The sequence below is a fragment of the Pseudomonas sp. RIT411 genome (assembly GCF_003057735.2).
Taxonomy (GTDB): Bacteria; Pseudomonadota; Gammaproteobacteria; order Pseudomonadales; family Pseudomonadaceae; genus Chryseomonas; species Chryseomonas oryzihabitans.
In genome coordinates, this window is sequence record NZ_QBIZ02000008.1 from 21,922 (window position 1) to 39,572 (window position 17,651).

General features: G+C 63.4%; 11 protein-coding genes. 2 read left to right on the plus strand and 9 right to left on the minus strand.

The features are described from left to right. Nucleotides 1–90: 90 nt before the first annotated feature. The 6 genes from DBY63_RS13300 to DBY63_RS13325 all read right to left on the minus strand — a co-directional run bounded on the left by DBY63_RS13300 (nt 91) and on the right by DBY63_RS13325 (nt 7,722). A complete protein-coding gene (locus DBY63_RS13300) occupies nt 91–897 on the minus strand; it encodes an ABC transporter ATP-binding protein (RefSeq protein ID WP_108582277.1) in 807 nt (268 codons plus the stop codon). Further along, nucleotides 879–1,892, minus strand: coding sequence for an iron chelate uptake ABC transporter family permease subunit (locus tag DBY63_RS13305; protein ID WP_108582278.1), 1,014 nt, complete (start codon nt 1,890–1,892; stop codon nt 879–881). The genes DBY63_RS13300 and DBY63_RS13305 overlap by 19 nt, the downstream gene beginning before the upstream one ends. Beyond that, nucleotides 1,889–2,929: an iron chelate uptake ABC transporter family permease subunit gene (locus DBY63_RS13310; protein WP_256594390.1), complete on the minus strand. Its 1,041-nt coding sequence runs from the start codon at nt 2,927–2,929 to the stop codon at nt 1,889–1,891. The genes DBY63_RS13305 and DBY63_RS13310 overlap by 4 nt, the downstream gene beginning before the upstream one ends. After that, nucleotides 2,926–3,870: an iron-siderophore ABC transporter substrate-binding protein gene (locus DBY63_RS13315; protein WP_108582280.1), complete on the minus strand. Its 945-nt coding sequence runs from the start codon at nt 3,868–3,870 to the stop codon at nt 2,926–2,928. Before DBY63_RS13315 ends, DBY63_RS13310 begins: the two co-directional genes overlap by 4 nt. A 249-nt stretch (nt 3,871–4,119) precedes the next feature. Beyond that, entirely contained in the window at nt 4,120–5,370 is a 1,251-nt protein-coding gene (locus tag DBY63_RS13320; RefSeq protein ID WP_108582281.1) for a hypothetical protein, read from the minus strand. Nucleotides 5,371–5,601: 231 nt separating this feature from the next. After that, nucleotides 5,602–7,722: a TonB-dependent siderophore receptor gene (locus DBY63_RS13325; RefSeq protein WP_108582282.1), complete on the minus strand. Its 2,121-nt coding sequence runs from the start codon at nt 7,720–7,722 to the stop codon at nt 5,602–5,604. 165 nt (nt 7,723–7,887) lie between these two features. On the opposite strand from DBY63_RS13325, the gene guaB reads away from it, so the two are divergent. Together guaB and guaA are read left to right on the plus strand one after the other, a co-directional pair. Continuing rightward, nucleotides 7,888–9,357 carry an IMP dehydrogenase gene (gene guaB / locus DBY63_RS13330; RefSeq protein ID WP_007160653.1) on the plus strand — a complete coding sequence of 490 codons (1,470 nt, stop codon included), beginning with the start codon at nt 7,888–7,890 and terminating at the stop codon, nt 9,355–9,357. A gap of 227 nt (nt 9,358–9,584) precedes the next feature. After that, entirely contained in the window at nt 9,585–11,162 is a 1,578-nt protein-coding gene (guaA, locus tag DBY63_RS13335) for a glutamine-hydrolyzing GMP synthase (protein WP_058790639.1), read from the plus strand. 682 nt (nt 11,163–11,844) lie between these two features. On the opposite strand, the gene DBY63_RS24765 is transcribed toward guaA, so the two are convergent. The 3 genes from DBY63_RS24765 to DBY63_RS13345 all read right to left on the minus strand — a co-directional run bounded on the left by DBY63_RS24765 (nt 11,845) and on the right by DBY63_RS13345 (nt 17,637). Next, the gene (locus tag DBY63_RS24765) at nt 11,845–14,211 is read right to left on the minus strand and encodes a hypothetical protein (protein WP_146750255.1); all 2,367 of its coding nucleotides are present in this window, start codon (nt 14,209–14,211) and stop codon (nt 11,845–11,847) included. A gap of 553 nt (nt 14,212–14,764) precedes the next feature. Continuing rightward, the gene (locus tag DBY63_RS13340; RefSeq protein WP_108582283.1) at nt 14,765–16,711 is read right to left on the minus strand and encodes an EAL domain-containing protein; all 1,947 of its coding nucleotides are present in this window, start codon (nt 16,709–16,711) and stop codon (nt 14,765–14,767) included. Between the two features lie 248 nt (nt 16,712–16,959). Next, entirely contained in the window at nt 16,960–17,637 is a 678-nt protein-coding gene (locus tag DBY63_RS13345) for a type 1 glutamine amidotransferase domain-containing protein (protein ID WP_007160645.1), read from the minus strand. Nucleotides 17,638–17,651 lie beyond the last annotated feature (14 nt).

Here is a 17,651-nt window from a genome sequence, read left to right on the forward strand (position 1 = left end):
CAAGATGGGGCGCAACGGTGGACGAAGCAGCGCCCTTGTCCACCCTAGCGGTAGCCTGGAAAACCGCGCAGCGTTTCCCGGGGCCTGCGTCTAATAGGGAATCACCAGCGGCGTACCCGCCAGGGGATTCTCGATCACCGCGCACTTGAGGCCGTACAGCTCCTCGATCAGCTCGGGGCTGACGATCTCCGCCGGCGGGCCCTCGGCGAGGATGCGGCCGGCGCGCAGGGCGATGATGTGGTCGGCGTAGCGACAGGCCTGGTTGAGGTCGTGCAGCACCGCCACCAGGGTGCGGCCGCCTTCGCGGTTGAGGCGGCAGAGCAGCTCCATCAGCTCCACCTGGTGGGCGATGTCGAGAAAGGTGGTGGGCTCGTCGAGCAGCAGCAGCGGGGTCTCCTGGGCCAGTGCCAGGGCGATCCAGACACGCTGGCGCTGACCGCCGGACAGACTGTCCACCGCCCGCTCGGCCAGCTCCAGGGTATTGGTGGCTTCCAGGGCGTGCTGCACCGCGCGCTCGTCGGCATCGGTCCAGCCGGCGAAGGCCTGGCGATGGGGGTGGCGACCGCGCGCCACCAGGTCGCTGACCAGGATGTCGTCCGGCGCCACCGCGCTCTGCGGCAGCAGGCCGATGCGACGGGCCACCTCGCGGGTCGGCAGGTCCTGGATCAGCCGGCCGTCCAGGCGTACCTCGCCGGCACGGGGACGGATCAGCCGCGCCAGACTGCGCAGCAGGGTCGACTTGCCGCAGCCGTTGGGGCCGATGATGACGGTGAAGCGGCCATCTGGCAGCCGCACATCGAGGTCGGCGCAGATCGGCTGGCCGCCGTAGCCGACGGTGAGACCGTGGGCGGCGAGGCGACTGGAAGGGACGTCTTGGCTCATGAGGTCCGCCGCCATTCGCGGCTCAGCAAAAAGATCAGATAGAGGCCGCCCAGGGCGCCGGTCAGCAAGCCGACCGGAATCTGGAAGGGTGCCAGCAGCCGCTGGGCCAGCAGGTCGGCCAGGGCGGTGAGGCAGGCGCCGAGCAGGGCGGGGGCGAGGATGCCGAGATCGGCGCTGCGGGTCAGGCGCCGGGCCAGCTGGGGCGCCGCCAGGGCGACGAAGCCGATGGGACCGGCGGTGGCGATGGCCAGGGCGGCCAGGGCCACGGCAACCGCCAGCAGCAGATTCTGGCTGGGCAGCACGGCCAGGCCCAGGGCCCGGGCCAGGTCGTCGCCCAGCTCCAGCAGGCGCAGCCGCCGCGCCAGCCAGGCGGCCAGCGGCAGGAGCAGCAGGCAGCCGGCGAGCAGGGTCAGGGTGCGACTCCAGGTCAGCATGTCCAGGCTGCCGAACAGCCAGAGCCGAGCCTCCTGGGCTTCGTCCAGCTCGGCGCGGGTCAGCAGGTATTCGTTGAGCGAGGCGAGCAGGGCGCTGACGGCGATGCCCAGCAGGATCATCCGCTCGCCGCGGATCTTTGCCAGGGCCGCGAGGCCGGCTACCAGTACCGCGGCCAGCAGTCCGCCGCCGAGGGCGCCCAGCATCAGCGCCGCGCCGCCCAGTTGCAGCCAGAGCAGGGTGATCAGGGCGCCACTGGCCGAGCCGACGGTGAAGCCCACCAGGTCCGGACTGGCCAGGGGATTGCGCGCCAGGCGCTGGAAGATGGCGCCGCTGGCGCCCAGGGCGGCGCCGACGCCAAAGGCCGCCAGCAGCCGCGGCAGGCGCAGATCCAGCAGGATCAGCCTGGCCAGGGCATCGCCCCGACCGAGCAGGGTGACCGCCACTCGGTGCGGCGCCGGGGCGAAGGCGCCACCGGTGAGGGTCAGGGCGCAGATGCCGATGGCCGCCAGCAGGAGCAGCAACAGGCAGGCCTTGAAGCGCGCCGAGCGGCGGGGGGCGAAGCGATGACGACTCAAGGGCGCACCCGCCGGGCGGAACGGATGATCAGCGCGAGCAGCACCGGGGTACCGAGCAGGGCGCAAACGATCCCGGCTTCCAGCTCGCCTGGCAGGGCCACGCGGCGGCCCAGGGTATCTGCCAGCAACAACAGATTGGCGCCGGCCAGGGGCGCCAGGGCCAGGATCCAGCGCCAGTCGGCGCCCACCAGCAGGCGCAGGGCATGGGGCACCACCAGGCCGAGAAAGCCGATGGGTCCGGCCACCGCGGTGGCGGCGCCGCACAGCAGCACGATGGCGACGAAGGCCAGCAGCCGCAGTTGCCCCGGTCGGGCGCCCAGGGCGCGACCCAGGTCGTCGCCCAGCGCCAGGGCATTGAGACGGCTGCCCAGGGGCAGACCCAGCGCCAGGCCGATCAGCAGCAACGGCAGGATGCTGAGGGCGCCGCCCGGCGTCTGGCCGCTCAGGGCGCCCACCGCCCAGAAGCGGTAGCTGTCGAACACCGCGCTGTCGAACAGGGTGATGATGCCGGTGCAGGCGTTGAGGCTGGCGCTGAGGGCGATACCGGCCAGGATCAACCGTATGGGCTGACCACGGGCCGGGGCACTGCCACCGAGCAGATAGACCAGGCCGGCGGCCAGGGCCGCTCCCAGCAGGGCACAAGCCAGGCGCGTCGGGGCATCGTCCAGCCCCACCAGCGACAACCCGGCCACCACGGCGAAGGCCGCCCCGGCATTGATCCCCAGCAATCCGGGATCGGCCAGCGGATTGCGCGTCAGCGCCTGCATCAGGGCACCGGCCAGGCCCAGGGCCGCGCCCACCAGCAGTCCGAGCAGGGTGCGCGGCAGGCGCAGTTCCCAGAGCACCACGGCGTCGGTGGAGTCATCGGGGGCGACGAGCAGGTGCAGGATTTGCGCCGCCGACAGCGACCGCGCCCCTATGCCCAGACTCGCCACCATCGCCAGCGCCAGGACGATCAGCAGCAGGACCAGCACCAGGCCGCCGCGGGTCGCGGATGCTCGTTGCGCCAGAGGCGCGGGGCGGGCCGATGCGGTCATGTCACCCCCAGGGCGCCGGCGACCGTGCTGATCACCTGGCGCGCGGCGAGGGGGCCGGCGTTGAGATAGAAGGCGTCGGTGTCCACGCGGATGGCCCGGGATTGGCTCACCGCACTGAGCCGCGGCCACAGCGGCTGTCGCGCCAGGCTGGCCAGGGCGGTGCCCTGCTCGGCATAGAACAGCCAGTCGGCGTCGGCCAGGTCCAGCAACTCGGCGCTGACGTCCCGCGAGGTGCCCTTGAAGCGCTGCGCCGCCGGACGGGTCACGCCCATGGCCTGCAGCAGTCCGCCGGCAAAGGAATCCGCGCCCATCAGGCGCAGTCGCGCGCCGCTGGAAAACAGCAGGGAGGCGGACGGCGGCTGGGCGCCGAAGCGCTGCGCCAGACCGGTCAGGTCACTATCCAGCTCCGCCAGCAGTCGCTCGGCCTGCTGCCGGCGGCCCAGGGCATCGGCCAGCAGCAGGAAATCCGGTCGCCAGTTGCCGCCGGTGCCGCGCGCCACCACCGTGGGGGCGATGCGAGAGAACAGCTCCAGCCCGCCGGCCTTGAGCACGGTGCGATTGAGCACGATCAGGTCCGGCGCCAGGCGTGCCAGGGCTTCCAGATCCGGCGCCTGGCGACTGCCCAGATCGACCATGGCCTCCAGCTCCTGCGCGCGGCTGGCGAGGGCGGTGCGCAGATAGCCGGGCGCCAGTTCGCGATTGTCCACACGGGTGGTGCCCGCCGGGATCACGCCCAGGCTCAGGGCGGCGTCCAGCTGGCCGGTGGAGATCACGGCCACCCGCTGGGGTTGGCGCGGGATCAGGGTGCTGCCCACCACATGCTCCACCTGCCGCGGAAAGTCGCCATCGACGACCGCTGGCCGCGCGAACACCCGACCGGGCAGGCCGGCGAGCAGCGCGGTACCAGCGGCGAAGTGCAGAAGGGTGCGGCGATCGAGCATGAGGGGGACTGGCCGAAGACGGAAAGAGGCCCGCCAGGCGGGCCGAGGCCCCGTGGCGGGGCGGCTAGGATAGAGCATCAGCACCTGGCTGACATCCGCTGTCCATTGCCTCTTTCCGGCTCAGGGCGATTTTCTTCGCCCGCTCTCGGCGGTGCTGTCGCCTCCATTGTTCCGAGCCGCCAGATCGCGCGAAAGCCACGGGACCCCAACGTCTGGGCAGGCAGGGATCCCGCGGCCGGGTGCCGGGCCCTAGCTGCCTATGCCGCGCGGACCGGCGGACACCGTACCGGCCACGTCCTGCAGATCCTGGATGCCCACCAGTTGGATCAGCGAATCGGCGGCGTCGATCTGACCGGTATCGCCCACGTTATGCAGAACGTAGGTGTTCGAGCCATAGTGAAAGACCGCGGCATGCTCGTTGTAGGCCATGGATTGCGCCACCTGTTGCAGTGCGCCGTACAGGCTGTTGGCGCCCTTCAGGGCCGCATCCGCCACCGTGGTGACCGCCTCGGGTTTCTGGATCGAAAAACCGAAGATGAGCTGGTCTTCACTGGCCTGGTAGTCGGTAATCGTGACGTGGTTGGCCGCCAGAGAGCGATTGGCGGCGGCGCTGCTGCTGCCATCGAAGTTGGCCAACGTGCCGTTGCCCAGGGTGTCGACGATGAGGTAGTCCCGGCCTTCACCCATGGTGATGGTAGCGCCGTGACCGTAGTTGCCCCTTACGGTGGCATTGTGCGCCGCGACGCCCTTTTCGATGGACAGGTCGATGGAGTCTCCACCCGCACCGGCGTTGATGACCATATCGGCCTGCTGGATGTAGGCCGAGATATCGTCCCCACCTGCACTCGTGTCTATCGTCAAGGGCTTCACCCTGGAATTGCCGAGCGCGGCGACGCTGTCCAACTCCGCTGCGGCGATGGTGCTGACATAGAGAAAATCGCCCGCGCTACCGGTCGTTACCGTCTTGAGAAAGGCGCTCTCGCTACGCACGTCGGGGCCATCGGTTCTGTAGGCATTGGTCAGGTCGATGAACAGGCCGACGGTGGACTGGGAGCCGTCGAACGTCTGCAGCCCGTCGAAGTTGCTCAGGTCGACGTGAGACCACAGGTTGAGGTCATTGGTGGGCACATCGGTGAGGCTGACGGTCAGCTTGGCAATGCTGGAATCCAGCGAGGTGTCTCCCGGTGTGGTGCCGCGGGTATGGCCATCCAGGAGCGTTCGTTGCTCTTCGTAGTGACCGATGAGGCTCACTTCATTCAACGTCGAGCCTGCCGTGTAGTGCGGGCCGTTGGCGTCGAAGGTCTTGGCGAAACCGACCTTGGCCGCGGCGGCATTGATGTCGAGGGTAAGGCGCGGCTGGTTCTGGAAAGCGTAGTAGCTGACGCCGTCGAAGATACCGGCCGGCGTGGCGGGTACGGCGGCCTGGGCTGCCCTGGCAAAGGCGGCGGATGGATTGGAGAGGGTCTGGTCAGCGTCTAGCGGATGTTGCTTGGCAGTCATGGCGTTCATCCTTGGTGAAAGTCAGGTTGAGCGCTCGCTGAACTTGCTCAGAAGAGCAAACGACTTGAACAAACGAACGTGGGCTGGACAGTGCCTGCCTTTCCACGCCCCGTCAGTGAACCATGCCTCATTCGTTGGCGCTGAAGGACGTTGCCGGAAGGGGGCATCGCACCTCTCAGCCCTCGGCCTGTTTCGCACGCTGAGGGCTAAGAGGTAGACGTATTCCCTGGATCAGAAGCTCACCGTGGCACTCAACCGCGCCGTCCGCGGCTCGCCTACTGCCACCTGCAGCGGGCTGTTGGCGCTCGATGGGTAGTACTGCTTGTCGAACAGGTTGTCGACGTTGAGCTGCAGGCGGGTCTGGTAGCCGGTCACCGGCAGGTCCCAGCGCAGGAAGGCGTCGGCCACGGTGTAGCTGCTCATGTAGAAGCTGTTGGCCGCATCGCCGGCGCGCTCGCCGACGTAGCGGGCGCCGCCGCCGAGGTGCCAGCCACCCAGGTTGGACGGCACCAGCAGGTGGTGGGTCAGGTAGAGGCTGCCGCTGTGCTTGGGCGCCTGCGTCAGGCGATTGCCCTCGTTGCTGGGATCGTCGAGCACCTCGGTGTGATCGTAGGCGTAGGTGGCGACGACGTCCCAGCGCTCGGCCAGGCGACCGGTGAGATCCACCTCCACGCCACGCGAGCCGACCTTGCCGGCGGCTTCGCCAATAGTCAGGCCGCGCTCGGTACGAGTGGTGACCACGTTCTTTTTCTCGATGTCATAGAGCGCGACGTTCAGGTTCAGCCCCGGCGCCAGGTCATACTTGGCGCCTACCTCGAAGCTGCGGCCTTCTTCGGGATCGAAAGTAGTACCCAGGTCGTCCACCGTGGTGTTGGGGACGAACGAGCGGCTGTAATTGCCATACAGCGATAGATCGTCGGTGGCCTTGAATACTAGTCCGGCCAGCGGTGTCACTGCGTGATCGCGCTTGTCCAGGTTGACCACATGGGGTGCCAAACCCTGAGCCGCGTACTGGTCGAACTGTTGATAGCGCCCGCCGAGGACCAGGATCCAGCGGTCGTTGAGGTGCCAGTTGTCCTTGAAGTACAGGGAGGTCGAGTCGAGGTCGCTATCCTGGTTGCTCTGCGTCGGACTGAGATCGCTCGGCGGCGCCAGGTTGCCATAGACGGGCGCATTGATATTGATGTTTCGCCGCGTGTTGGTGTTGCGATAGGTCTTGCCGCGGTACTGGCTGTTCTCTTCGTGGTCGATGCCTACCAGCAGCTCATGACGTTGGCCAAACACTTCCTGACTGCCGATGAAGTCCCAACTGGTGTACTGGGTCTCGTAGTCGTAGTGGGCGCCATTGGCCGCCCGCAGCAGGTTGCCATTGGCGGCTAGAGAGGCTGGCTGAGCGAAGTCCAGGCTGTACCTGTCATTGTTCCAGGCGTAGATCAGCCGCGTCTTCCAGTCGTCACTGAGCTGGTACTCGAAACGAGCACTGGCCGTCTCGGTGATGCCTTTGGTCTGGGCCCATTTCTCGTCGAGGCGCTTGTCGTAGCTGGCGCTGCTGGGATGCCCATTGACGAACACCGTCCCCCGATCCACCGGGCCGGTGTAATCATTGTAGGAATAGGCCAGCGTCAGGCTGGCGCGCTCGCCGGTCCAGGACAGCGACGGCGCCACCAGGGTGTGCTGATCCACCCCGTAGTTGCGCCAGTAGTCCTCGCTCTGCCGCTCGGCGATCAGCCGATAGGCGAAGCCGCTGTCGCCCAGGGGGCCGGTGGTGTCGACGCCGAGATTGCCGCCGCCCTCGCTGTAGGCCGAGCCCCTCAGGGTGGTGCGCTGTTGATACTGCGGCTGTTTGCTGACCACGTTGATCAGGCCGCCCGGCTCCAGGGCGCCATAGAGCAGAGAGGCGGGGCCCTTCAGAACTTCCACACGCTCGGCGGTGGCGTCGAAGTTATGCGACAGATTCGAGCGCACCCCGTCGCGGAAGATGGAGCCGTCGGCGTTGGTGCCGAAGCCGCGTTTGACGAAGGCGTCCTTGGTCCCAGCCAGGGTGTTGCTCTGGGTCACGCCGCTGACGAATTTCGAGGCATCGTCCAGGGTCCGCACCTCGTAGTCCTGGATCAGCTGCGGAGTCACGGTCTGCACCGACTGCGCCTCTTCCCTGATCGGCACATCGCTCTTGCTCGCGGTCGAGGCCCGGGTCGCGCGATAGCCCTGGTCGGCCTCCGTAGCCGGGGCGGAAATGTCCATGGGGGCGAGGCTGGCGTTTTCCGCGGCCAGGAGGCTCGAACTGGTCGCCAGGGCCAGGGTGCTGAAGGCGAAGGGCGCGAAACGGCGAAGGGCTCTGGGCGGCGTGTTCAAGGGCGATCTCGAGAGGGGCGGGGAAAGTGGCGGCGATTCTATGTTGATAGTCATTCTCACGTAAATCGAATCCTCTTACCGTTGGTGTCCAGGTCCGTTGCCGCCCATCCCCAAGCGCAGGTATAATGTCGCGCTCCTAAATTTTCCCGCCCGGGAGCGCCCGCCATGCTGCGCATCAGCCAAGAAGCCCTGACGTTCGACGACGTTCTCCTCATCCCCGGCTATTCGGATGTCCTGCCGAAAGACGTCAGTCTCAAGACCCGCCTGACCCGTGGCATCGAGCTGAACATTCCCCTGGTGTCCGCCGCCATGGACACCGTGACCGAGTCCCGTCTGGCCATCGCCATGGCCCAGGAAGGCGGCATCGGCATCATCCACAAGAACATGACCGTCGAGCAGCAGGCCGCGGAAGTCCGCAAGGTCAAGCGCTTCGAGGCCGGCGTGGTGAAGGACCCCATCACCATCGACGCCGACGCCAGCGTGCGCGACCTGTTCGACCTGACCCGTATGCACAACATCTCCGGTGTTCCTGTGCTCTCCGGTCGTGACCTGGTCGGTATCGTCACCTCCCGCGACGTGCGCTTCGAGACCCGTCTCGACGTGCCGGTGCGCGAAGTCATGACCCCCAAGGATCGCCTGGTCACCGTGCGCGAAGGCGCCGACAAGCAGGAAGTCCGCGAGCTGCTGCACAAGCACCGCATCGAGAAGGTGCTGATCGTCGACGAAGCCTTCGCCCTCAAGGGCATGATGACCGTCAAGGACATCGAAAAGGCCAAGGCCTACCCCAACGCCAGCAAGGACGACGCCGGTAGCCTGCGCGTCGGCGCGGCCGTCGGTACCGGCGCCGAGACTCCCGAGCGCGTGGCCGCCCTGGTCGCCGCCGGCGTCGACGTCATCGTGGTCGATACCGCCCACGGTCACTCCAAGGGCGTGATCGAGCGCGTGCGCTGGGTCAAGGAGACCTATCCGCAGGTCCAGGTCATCGGCGGCAACATCGCCACCGCCGAAGCCGCCAAGGCCCTGGCTGACGCCGGCGCCGACGCGGTCAAGGTCGGTATCGGCCCGGGCTCCATCTGCACCACCCGCATCGTCGCCGGTGTCGGCGTGCCGCAGATCTCCGCCATCGCCAACGTCGCCGCCGCCCTCGAAGGCACCGGCGTCCCGCTGATCGCCGACGGCGGTATCCGCTTCTCCGGTGACCTGTCCAAGGCCATCGTCGCCGGTGGCTACTGCGTGATGATGGGCTCCATGTTCGCCGGTACCGAAGAGGCCCCGGGCGAGGTCGAGCTGTTCCAGGGCCGCTCCTACAAGTCCTACCGCGGCATGGGCTCCCTGGGCGCCATGTCCCAGACCCAGGGCTCCAGCGACCGCTACTTCCAGGATTCCGCCTCCGGCGCCGAGAAGCTGGTCCCCGAAGGCATCGAAGGCCGCGTCCCCTACAAGGGCCCGCTGGCGGCGATCATCCACCAGCTGATGGGCGGCCTGCGCGCCTCCATGGGCTACACCGGTTGCGCCACCGTCGAGCAGATGCGCACCAAGCCGCAGTTCGTGCGCATCACCGGCGCCGGCATGGCCGAATCCCACGTCCACGACGTGCAGATCACCAAGGAAGCGCCCAACTACCGCGTGGGCTGATTCCTAATTCAAGAGCCTGTTAAAAGCGCCGCGAGCTAGCGACAAACAAGGCGAAAATGGCTGAGGAAGCGGAGTTTACAAAGGGTAAATGAGCATTCCGAAGCCATTTTCAACGCGGTTTGGCCGACGCGCAGCGGACTTTTAACAGGCTCTTAGTTCTTACGTTGCGATTCGGGGCTGTCTTACAGCCCCGAATCGTCTGAACCTAGCGCTATCGAGACCTGGCCATGTCCCAAGACATCCACGCCCACCGCATCCTCATCCTCGACTTCGGCTCCCAGTACACCCAGCTCATCGCCCGCCGCGTGCGCGAACTGGGCGTCTATTGCGAGCTGCACCCCTTCGACATGGACGACGCCGACATCCGTGCCTTCGCTCCGCGCGGCATCATCCTCGCCGGTGGTCCCGAGTCGGTCCATGAGGCTGGCAGCCCGCGCGCACCCAAGGCGGTGTTCGACCTGGGCGTGCCCCTGTTCGGCATCTGCTACGGCATGCAGACCATGGCCGAGCAGCTCGGCGGCAAGGTCGAAGGCTCCAACATCCGTGAATTCGGCTATGCCAAGGTCGACGTGGTCGGCAAGAGCCGCCTGCTCGAAGGCATCGAAGACCACATCGACGACGACGGCGTGCTTGGCCTGGACGTCTGGATGAGCCATGGCGACAAGGTCGGCAAGCTGCCGGACGGCTTCCACATCGTCGCCAGCACCCCGAGCTGCGCCATCGCCGCCATGGGTGACGACGAGCGCGGCTGGTACGGCGTGCAGTTCCACCCCGAGGTGACCCACACCAAGCAGGGCGGTCGCATCCTCTCGCGCTTCCTGAAGGACATCTGCGGCTGCGAAGCCCTCTGGACCCCGGCCAACATCGTCGAGGACGCCATCGCCCAGGTGCGCGCCCAGGTCGGCAGCGCCAACGTGCTGCTGGGCCTCTCCGGCGGCGTCGACTCCTCGGTGGTCGCAGCCCTGCTGCACAAGGCCATCGGCGACCAGCTGACCTGCGTCTTCGTCGACAACGGCCTGCTGCGCCTGCACGAGGGTGACCAGGTGATGGCCATGTTCGCCGAGAACATGGGCGTCAAGGTGATCCGCGCCAACTCCGAGCAGCGCTTCCTGACCAACCTGGAAGGCGAAGCCGACCCGGAGAAGAAGCGCAAGATCATCGGCCGCACCTTCATCGACGTCTTCGACGCCGAAGCCAGCAAGCTCGACAACATCAAGTTCCTGGCCCAGGGCACCATCTACCCCGACGTCATCGAGTCGGCCGGCGCCAAGACCGGCAAGGCCCATGTCATCAAGTCCCACCACAACGTCGGCGGCCTGCCCGAGGAGATGAACCTCAAACTGGTCGAGCCGCTGCGCGAACTGTTCAAGGACGAGGTGCGCAAGATCGGCCTGGAGCTGGGCCTGCCCTACGACATGGTCTACCGCCATCCCTTCCCGGGTCCGGGCCTGGGCGTGCGCATCCTCGGCGAAGTGAAGAAGGAATACGCCGACCTGCTGCGTCGGGCCGACGACATCTTCATCACCGAACTGCGCAAGGCCGACTGGTACCACAAGGTCAGCCAGGCCTTCGTCGTCTTCCAGCCGGTAAAATCCGTCGGCGTGGTCGGCGACGGTCGTCGCTACGCCTGGGTCGTCGCCCTGCGCGCGGTGGAAACCATCGACTTCATGACCGCCCGCTGGGCCCATCTGCCCTACGAGCTGCTGGAAAAGGTCTCCAACCGCATCATCAACGAAATCGACGGCATCTCCCGCGTCACCTACGACGTCTCGAGCAAGCCGCCGGCGACGATCGAGTGGGAGTGATCCCGCGTCCGGCATAGCCCGGTACGTCTTGCAGAAAAAGCCAAAAGCCCGCGTAATTGCGGGCTTTTGGTTTTTGATGAGGGTGAATACTGGCAGTCTCCACGACTGGCGCCGCACGGCCAGCAGCGTTCGCACGGGGTGGGTTACGACTCCGACTGGATCGAGAAATAGCTAGCTCGCCAGCAGAGGGGACTCGCGCACCGTTTACAACAAGGTCGTGGCGGGATCAGCGTCGTGCGATGGGGCAGAACTAGGCTGATGTGATTGATGAATGGACGCTCAGGCAACTTGGGAAAACTATTGGTTAGGCTGTGTGGCAGCCCTTCATTCCGGCTAGTCGCTTGAGGAAGAAATTGCCCTCTATCGGAACAATTTGCATAGGTGCTGAGTAGCCGTTGGCATTTGACGTGACCGGTCGCACACGCGGCTCAGGGACGAAAGCAGTCATTCATGACTGACCGCTAACGACCCAAAGCGGCCGTTGGTGGTGAGCAGCTTCCGGCCAGGGGCGGCCGATCACTACTGACCTGCATCCTTTCTACGAGGCCATTTGCGCTGAGCTCATTACTGTCAGGAACATTCCTTAATGGAGTTTCGCAAACAAGGGCGCCACTCTAGCTTTCCGAGATCGCCTGGAAATTTGCGTCAATTCATTATTTGGTACGGCGGACTCAATCGTCATCTATTTTCTACGCTTGTGCTTGCGCCGCTTCTGACTAGTTCGGGCAACAGTCTGACGATGCTCCAACTCCGTTTTAAGCTGTCTGATTTCAGCTCTCAATGCAGTGTTTTCCTGCTCCAAACGCGGATCAACGGCGATGGCTTCTAAGGCCTGATGGAGCAAGGCTGCCGTCTGGGGGGCTCTCTCGGGCATGAGAGACTCGTGTTCGATTCGAGCGATGTCGTCAGCCGATAGCTTGCGCTTACCCTGCTGGTGCGCATCTTGAATTAGTCGATCCCTGACAGAGCGCATGAGCGAACCTCGCTTCGCCCAAGGCAAAGAATAAGTTCCGCTAGAGCGCACGAGCCTCAACAGTGCTCTTTCGAGTTCAGAAGAGAATCCGCGCCTTCTCTCATCAAATAGGAACGCTTTCATTGCTGACAGGCCAAGCGTCACATCAGGCAATAGGGAGATAAGCTGTAGAAGCGCCGCAACAGAGATGACCAACTGCTGCTCTCCACTTCTCTGGAAGCGAGTATCAACCTGCACTAGTCGCCGCGCGGAACTTACGAGTAGGCACGTAGCTGCGGGATCTTCGCTCTTAACCAGCCTTAGATGATGAATTAGTGCCGAGTATATCTCGGCATCACGCCGAGCTTTATCCTGAGCATTTCTAAGAGCTCTACCGGTGTACCTGTCACTAGCGCCCTCGACTAGAAAGCGACGTACCCTTTCCTCCAGATCGGACTCCTGAGTAGATCGATCAAAAAGTTGTCCTATTTTGTAATCCGATAATGCGGAAGATATACGACTAAAATCATATTCGCTATCTCCCTTGAAATCTTTTAGATAGGCTGACCAATGAGTCGGTTGCGCCTTCTTATCTGCCATTAACTGAGCAAAAGAGCGAACGAATACGTTATCAATGAGTTGCAAACGTTCTTCTGCTGTCCCGGGCAATTGATGCCTCACCTCCTCATAATCGCGAGTTGCGATATAAGCATGATAGGCAACCTCTTCTAAAACAGGAGTAGGTGCAAAGACATTTCCATTGAGGCGCGTCCATCTATCAACAATCATCTCGACAGAGTTGTGCTCTGGCTCTCCCGTACCTAGAAGAGATAAAACCACATCAGTATCGAGCACCAAAGTCGTTCTCGCGAAAAGCTTTGAGAGCGCAGAGTTGCTGGAGTGTTCTAGTCCCGCAGCACAAAGAGAAAGAAAGCTTGCACTAAGTCGAACTAGCCAGTCAGTTGCTGCGCTGGTTCGGTCAGTAAACATATCCTTTATAGCCTGCTTTAGCTCCTCTCGCTGTTGTGGATGTTGAGATGTAGCGGCTACAGCCGTGGCAAACTCATCCAGAAAGCTCAAAGGCGAGGTAAGATGCGTTATTTGGTGCTCCTCATTTATGAGTGCGCTAATTTCCGCTACAAGAGCATCGCCACGCAACAGAAAATACTGAGCCATCTTATCTTCGAGGACTTCCCAAATACGGCTAAATTGATTATCTAAGAAACGGGAACCAATTGCATTTTCCAAAACCTCTCTAATAGCCTGGCGTCCCTCCAACAAACGTACAGCCGCGCCTTTCTCTCGATCCTGTCTTGCTACGAGCCCACTGGGAGTCACACAATATATACCGCTTTTTTCTTCTATAAATCCACTTTCGCAAAGTCGCGAGATAGCTGGAATTATTGCCTCGCGAGCGACATTTCTTTGTAGCCTCAACAGGCCTGAAAAATCACGAGCCAATGCTTCTAAAGTGCGAGATTTTTCATCTGCAAGCACATCTAGCACCCCAGATGCGTATACCTCAAACCTTATCTCTGCAGAGTTATCGGCGGATGATGAAATCAAAGCTAGTCTCAAGCCACGAATCTCAGTATCGTCGCTGGATCCACGACCAATCGATCTAAGCGCATTGCTTATTTCAGACCCATAGTGCCGCTCCAACAGGCCTGAACTGCGGCTAAGATCCGTCTCTACAAGCTGACTTGCACCCAGGCAAATTATTGGAAAAGCTTTATCGACTTTATCGGCAAGCAGACTTTCAATTGATTGGCGTCGATGTTCGCTTAGGCAGTGGGAAGAACAAAAATAAATTCGGGAAATATTACTTGTGGTTGCAGTTATTCTGGCTATATCAGAAAGAGCTTTCGCATCTATGTCATCACGCAAGCTAGTGCAAACATATAATCCCGAGGCTCTGCCCCCGCCGACACCATCTCGCCCCAGATCCCAGGAAAGAGAAGTAGAAAATATGACAGCACCTCCTTCCAGCGTGGAGACGATTGCATTGCAAAAGCTTTCAAACCTATAGTCGCTGGTTTCCATACCTAAAACCGTGGTGCTGACAGTCTGCTCTAGATCGGTATTGTCCTTGGACATCATGTTCTCCTAGTCAACTGGATCTTACTGTAGGGCACGTTGTGCCCAATGCTATCAGCCATTCGTTTCGCTGGTTGAACAAACCAGGGGACGGCGTTGTTCGCTAGACAGGGTCGCAATGTCTAACAACGCTAAGAGGCAAGAACCTCTAAGGCGTGGGCTGCTGTCCCAGGCGTCCGCTTCTGGTCACTAGCGGCCCTACGCCAACGGCAGCTTTGGGTCGGTAGCGGTCGCTTGTCTACGTCCTCTTTTGGCCGCCTGCAGCCACGGAATGATCACATCACGGTATTCATGTTCTAGGACCGACGGGCCAAGCGTGTCGCGCAAGCAAGTATGTCTATATCGGCTTTCCGCAGGCTTCAGGAGTGCAGGGTCAAGCCCATACTTATCGGCCTAAGCTAAACTTCTTCAAGCTTCTGAATGAAATGGCACGAGCACCTACGTAAACCTAGGCAGGGCAAGGTGTTACGGGATTACAGGTGTGAGCGGACGCGTCTAAGCGAGAGATCGCTGCTTGGACAAGAGATTGCGTCGCACCTGATACCCCTGCAAGTCAAACCGCCAGCACCTTCTCCAGCTGCTTCCCCTCCAACCAACCCCTAATATCACTCGCCCGCATCGGCTTGGCGAACAGATATCCCTGCGCCCTTGTACAGCCTAGATTCTTCAGCGCACCCAGTTCTGCTGCGGTTTCCACCCCTTCCACGATGCATTCCAGCTGCATGTCCTGACACAGGGCGATCAGGGATTTGACGATCTTGAAGCTGGCCGGGTCGAGGTGGAGGTTGGTGACGAAGGTGCGGTCCACCTTGAGTTTGGTCAGGGGGAGGGCGTGGATCTGGCTCAGGCTGGAATAGCCGGTGCCGAAGTCGTCGAGGGAGATGCCGCAGCCCAGTTCGCGGAAGCGGCTGATAGCGCGCTGGGTCTGGGGCAGGTCCTGGATGGCGGCGGTTTCGGTGATTTCGAGATCCAGACAGGCCGGGTCGAACGGGCTGTGCTTGATCAGTTCGACGATCTGTTGGGCGGCTTCCTCGGAGGCACAGTCGTGGGCGGAGAGGTTGAAGGCCAGGCGGATGCCGGCAGGCCAGCGCGCGGCCGCGTTCAGCGCCTTGTTCAGCAGCGGCAGGGTCAGGCGATTGACCATGCCGACGCGCTCGGCGGTGGCGATGAAATCACCCGGCGGGACGTTGCCCAGCTCCGGGCTTTCCCAGCGGGCGAGCGCCTCGAAGGCCACGGTTTGCTTGCTGCGGATGTCCACGATGGGCTGGAAGACCATGTAGAACTCGCGCTCCAGGTCGGCCCGGCGCAGGGCCTGTTCGGTCAGGCCTTCGCGATTGAGTTGCTGGCGATGGGCGGTGCTGAACAGGCAGGCCGTGCCGGGACGGTGGCGCTTGCTCTGGTACAGGGCGTAGTCGGCATGCTCATAGACGTCCGTGGCGGAAAAGGCCTGGTCGGGAAAGGTCGCGAGGCCCAGCGAGCCACTGATCTGGATGGGCAGGTCCACCAGCAGGAAGGGCTCGCGCAGGCTGGCGCAGACCCTTTCGCCAAACGCCCGCAGCTGCTCATCGTTCAAGACCCCGGTGATGATCAGGCTGAATTCGTCGCCGCCCAGGCGGGCGAGGTGGACGTCCTCGCCCAGCAGCCTGCTCAGGCGCTGGCCGACCTGATGGAGCAGTCGGTCGCCCACGCTATGGCCATAGAGATCGTTGATCGGCTTGAAACCGTCCAGGTCGATCAGGCCCACGGCCAGGCGGGTCCCCTGGGTGCGCGCGTCGGCCAGCAGCGTATCGAGGCGGGAGAAGAACTGCCGCCGATTGGCCAGGCCGGTCAGGCTGTCCTGGTTGGCCAGCTTGAGATTTTCCTCGCTGAGTTTCGCCGTCTGCGCCTGCATGTTCACCAGCCGGGTGAAGTCGCCGTACTGCGCCTTGAGGATGACCAGCATGGCGATGGACACCAGCAGGACGTCGATCGCCGTGGCCACGAAGGTGCTGATGGTGGTGGAGGCGAAGAACACTACGAAGGCGGTGTTGACCACGGCGGTGGTGGCCAGGGCCGCGGGCAGCAGGTGCATCATGCAGAAGATGCAGCCGATTACGGTGATGGCCATGTAGAAGCCCACATGCGCCTGGGTATAGCTGTCGCCATAGGGAAACAACGCCAGCGCCCAGGCGGTGAAGGCCGAGGCCACGAAGGGCGCCAGTCGGTTGGTGCGCTTCAGGGCCGTGAGCATCTGCGTCGGACTGCGCGGTTGATTGCGCGTGCGGATCCATTCGGCCGCCCGGATCACGCCGAACAGCGTCATGACCAGCGGGCAGTAGAGCACCAGCCAGCGTGGCGCGACGGCGTAGTGGGTGCCGGCCAGCATCAGGGTGTTGGTCAGCAGGATGAAGTACATCATCGGCAGCTGGCGCGACAGCGCGAGGTATTGCGCCCTGATCAGGCCAGGATTGTCCTTGGGCACGGACATCAGGGCGCGCACGCCGAGCAGGAGTCTCTTCATCGGGCAAGGCTCTGAAAATACGACCAGGTAATAGCTTGCACGGAATATCCTTTCCAGCCTGGGCGGCGCAGGGCTAAGGCTGCGCTCATGAGAGGCTGTCGGCTGGCGCCAGGAATTCTGCAATCTTTGCGACTAGTGGCACTTGGTCAGCAGAGCGAGGATGCAGTGCGGAAAACTGCCGTGCGTAGGCATTGGCGGTCCCCAGAAAAAAGCCCGCCATCAGGCGGGCTCTTTCAGGTTCGGGCCGCTCAGCCCAGCTTGGTCAGCAAGGCGTCTGCCGCGGCTTCCGAACTCGCCGGATTCTGGCCGGTGACCAGGTTGCCGTCTTCGACCACGAATTCGCCCCAGTCCGGGCCCTTTTCGTAGCGGGCGCCTAGCTTCTTCAGTTCGTCTTCCACCAGGAAGGGCACCACGTCGGTGAGTTGCACCCCGGCTTCTTCGCTGTTGGTGAAGCCGGTGACGGTGCGGCCCTTGACCAGCGGGGTGCCATCGGCGGCCTTGACGTGGCGCAGCACGCCGGGCGCGTGGCAGACCAGCCCGAAGGGCTTGTTGGCCTGGGCGAAGGCTTCGAGCAGGGCGATGGAGTCGCGGGATTCGGCGAGGTCCCAGAGCGGGCCGTGGCCGCCGGGATAGAAGACGCTGTCGTAGTCCTCGGCCTGCACCTCGGCGAGCTTGACGGTGCTGGCCAGCGCCTGCTGCGCTTCGGGATCGTTCTTGAAGCGCTCGGTGGACTCGGTCTGGGCGTCGGGCGCGTCGCTCTTGGGGTCCAGCGGCGGTTGGCCGCCGGCGGGGGAGGCCAGGGTGATCTCGGCACCGGCGTCCTTGAAGACGTAGTAGGGAGCGGCGAATTCTTCCAGCCAGAAGCCGGTTTTCTTGCCGGTGTCGCCGAGCTGGTCATGGGAGGTCAGGACCATCAGGATCTTCATCTCGGTTTCCTCTT

Coding starts and splice junctions, on each gene's coding strand:
- guaB (WP_007160653.1), top strand. CDS start 7,888: ATGCTGCGCATCAGCCAAGAAGCCCTGACGTTCGACGACGTTCTCCTC.
- DBY63_RS13340 (WP_108582283.1), bottom strand. CDS start 16,711: ATGAAGAGACTCCTGCTCGGCGTGCGCGCCCTGATGTCCGTGCCCAAG.
- DBY63_RS13300 (WP_108582277.1), bottom strand. CDS start 897: ATGGCGGCGGACCTCATGAGCCAAGACGTCCCTTCCAGTCGCCTCGCC.
- DBY63_RS13310 (WP_256594390.1), bottom strand. CDS start 2,929: ATGACCGCATCGGCCCGCCCCGCGCCTCTGGCGCAACGAGCATCCGCG.
- DBY63_RS13320 (WP_108582281.1), bottom strand. CDS start 5,370: ATGACTGCCAAGCAACATCCGCTAGACGCTGACCAGACCCTCTCCAAT.
- DBY63_RS13345 (WP_007160645.1), bottom strand. CDS start 17,637: ATGAAGATCCTGATGGTCCTGACCTCCCATGACCAGCTCGGCGACACC.
- guaA (WP_058790639.1), top strand. CDS start 9,585: ATGTCCCAAGACATCCACGCCCACCGCATCCTCATCCTCGACTTCGGC.
- DBY63_RS13315 (WP_108582280.1), bottom strand. CDS start 3,870: ATGCTCGATCGCCGCACCCTTCTGCACTTCGCCGCTGGTACCGCGCTG.
- DBY63_RS24765 (WP_146750255.1), bottom strand. CDS start 14,211: ATGTCCAAGGACAATACCGATCTAGAGCAGACTGTCAGCACCACGGTT.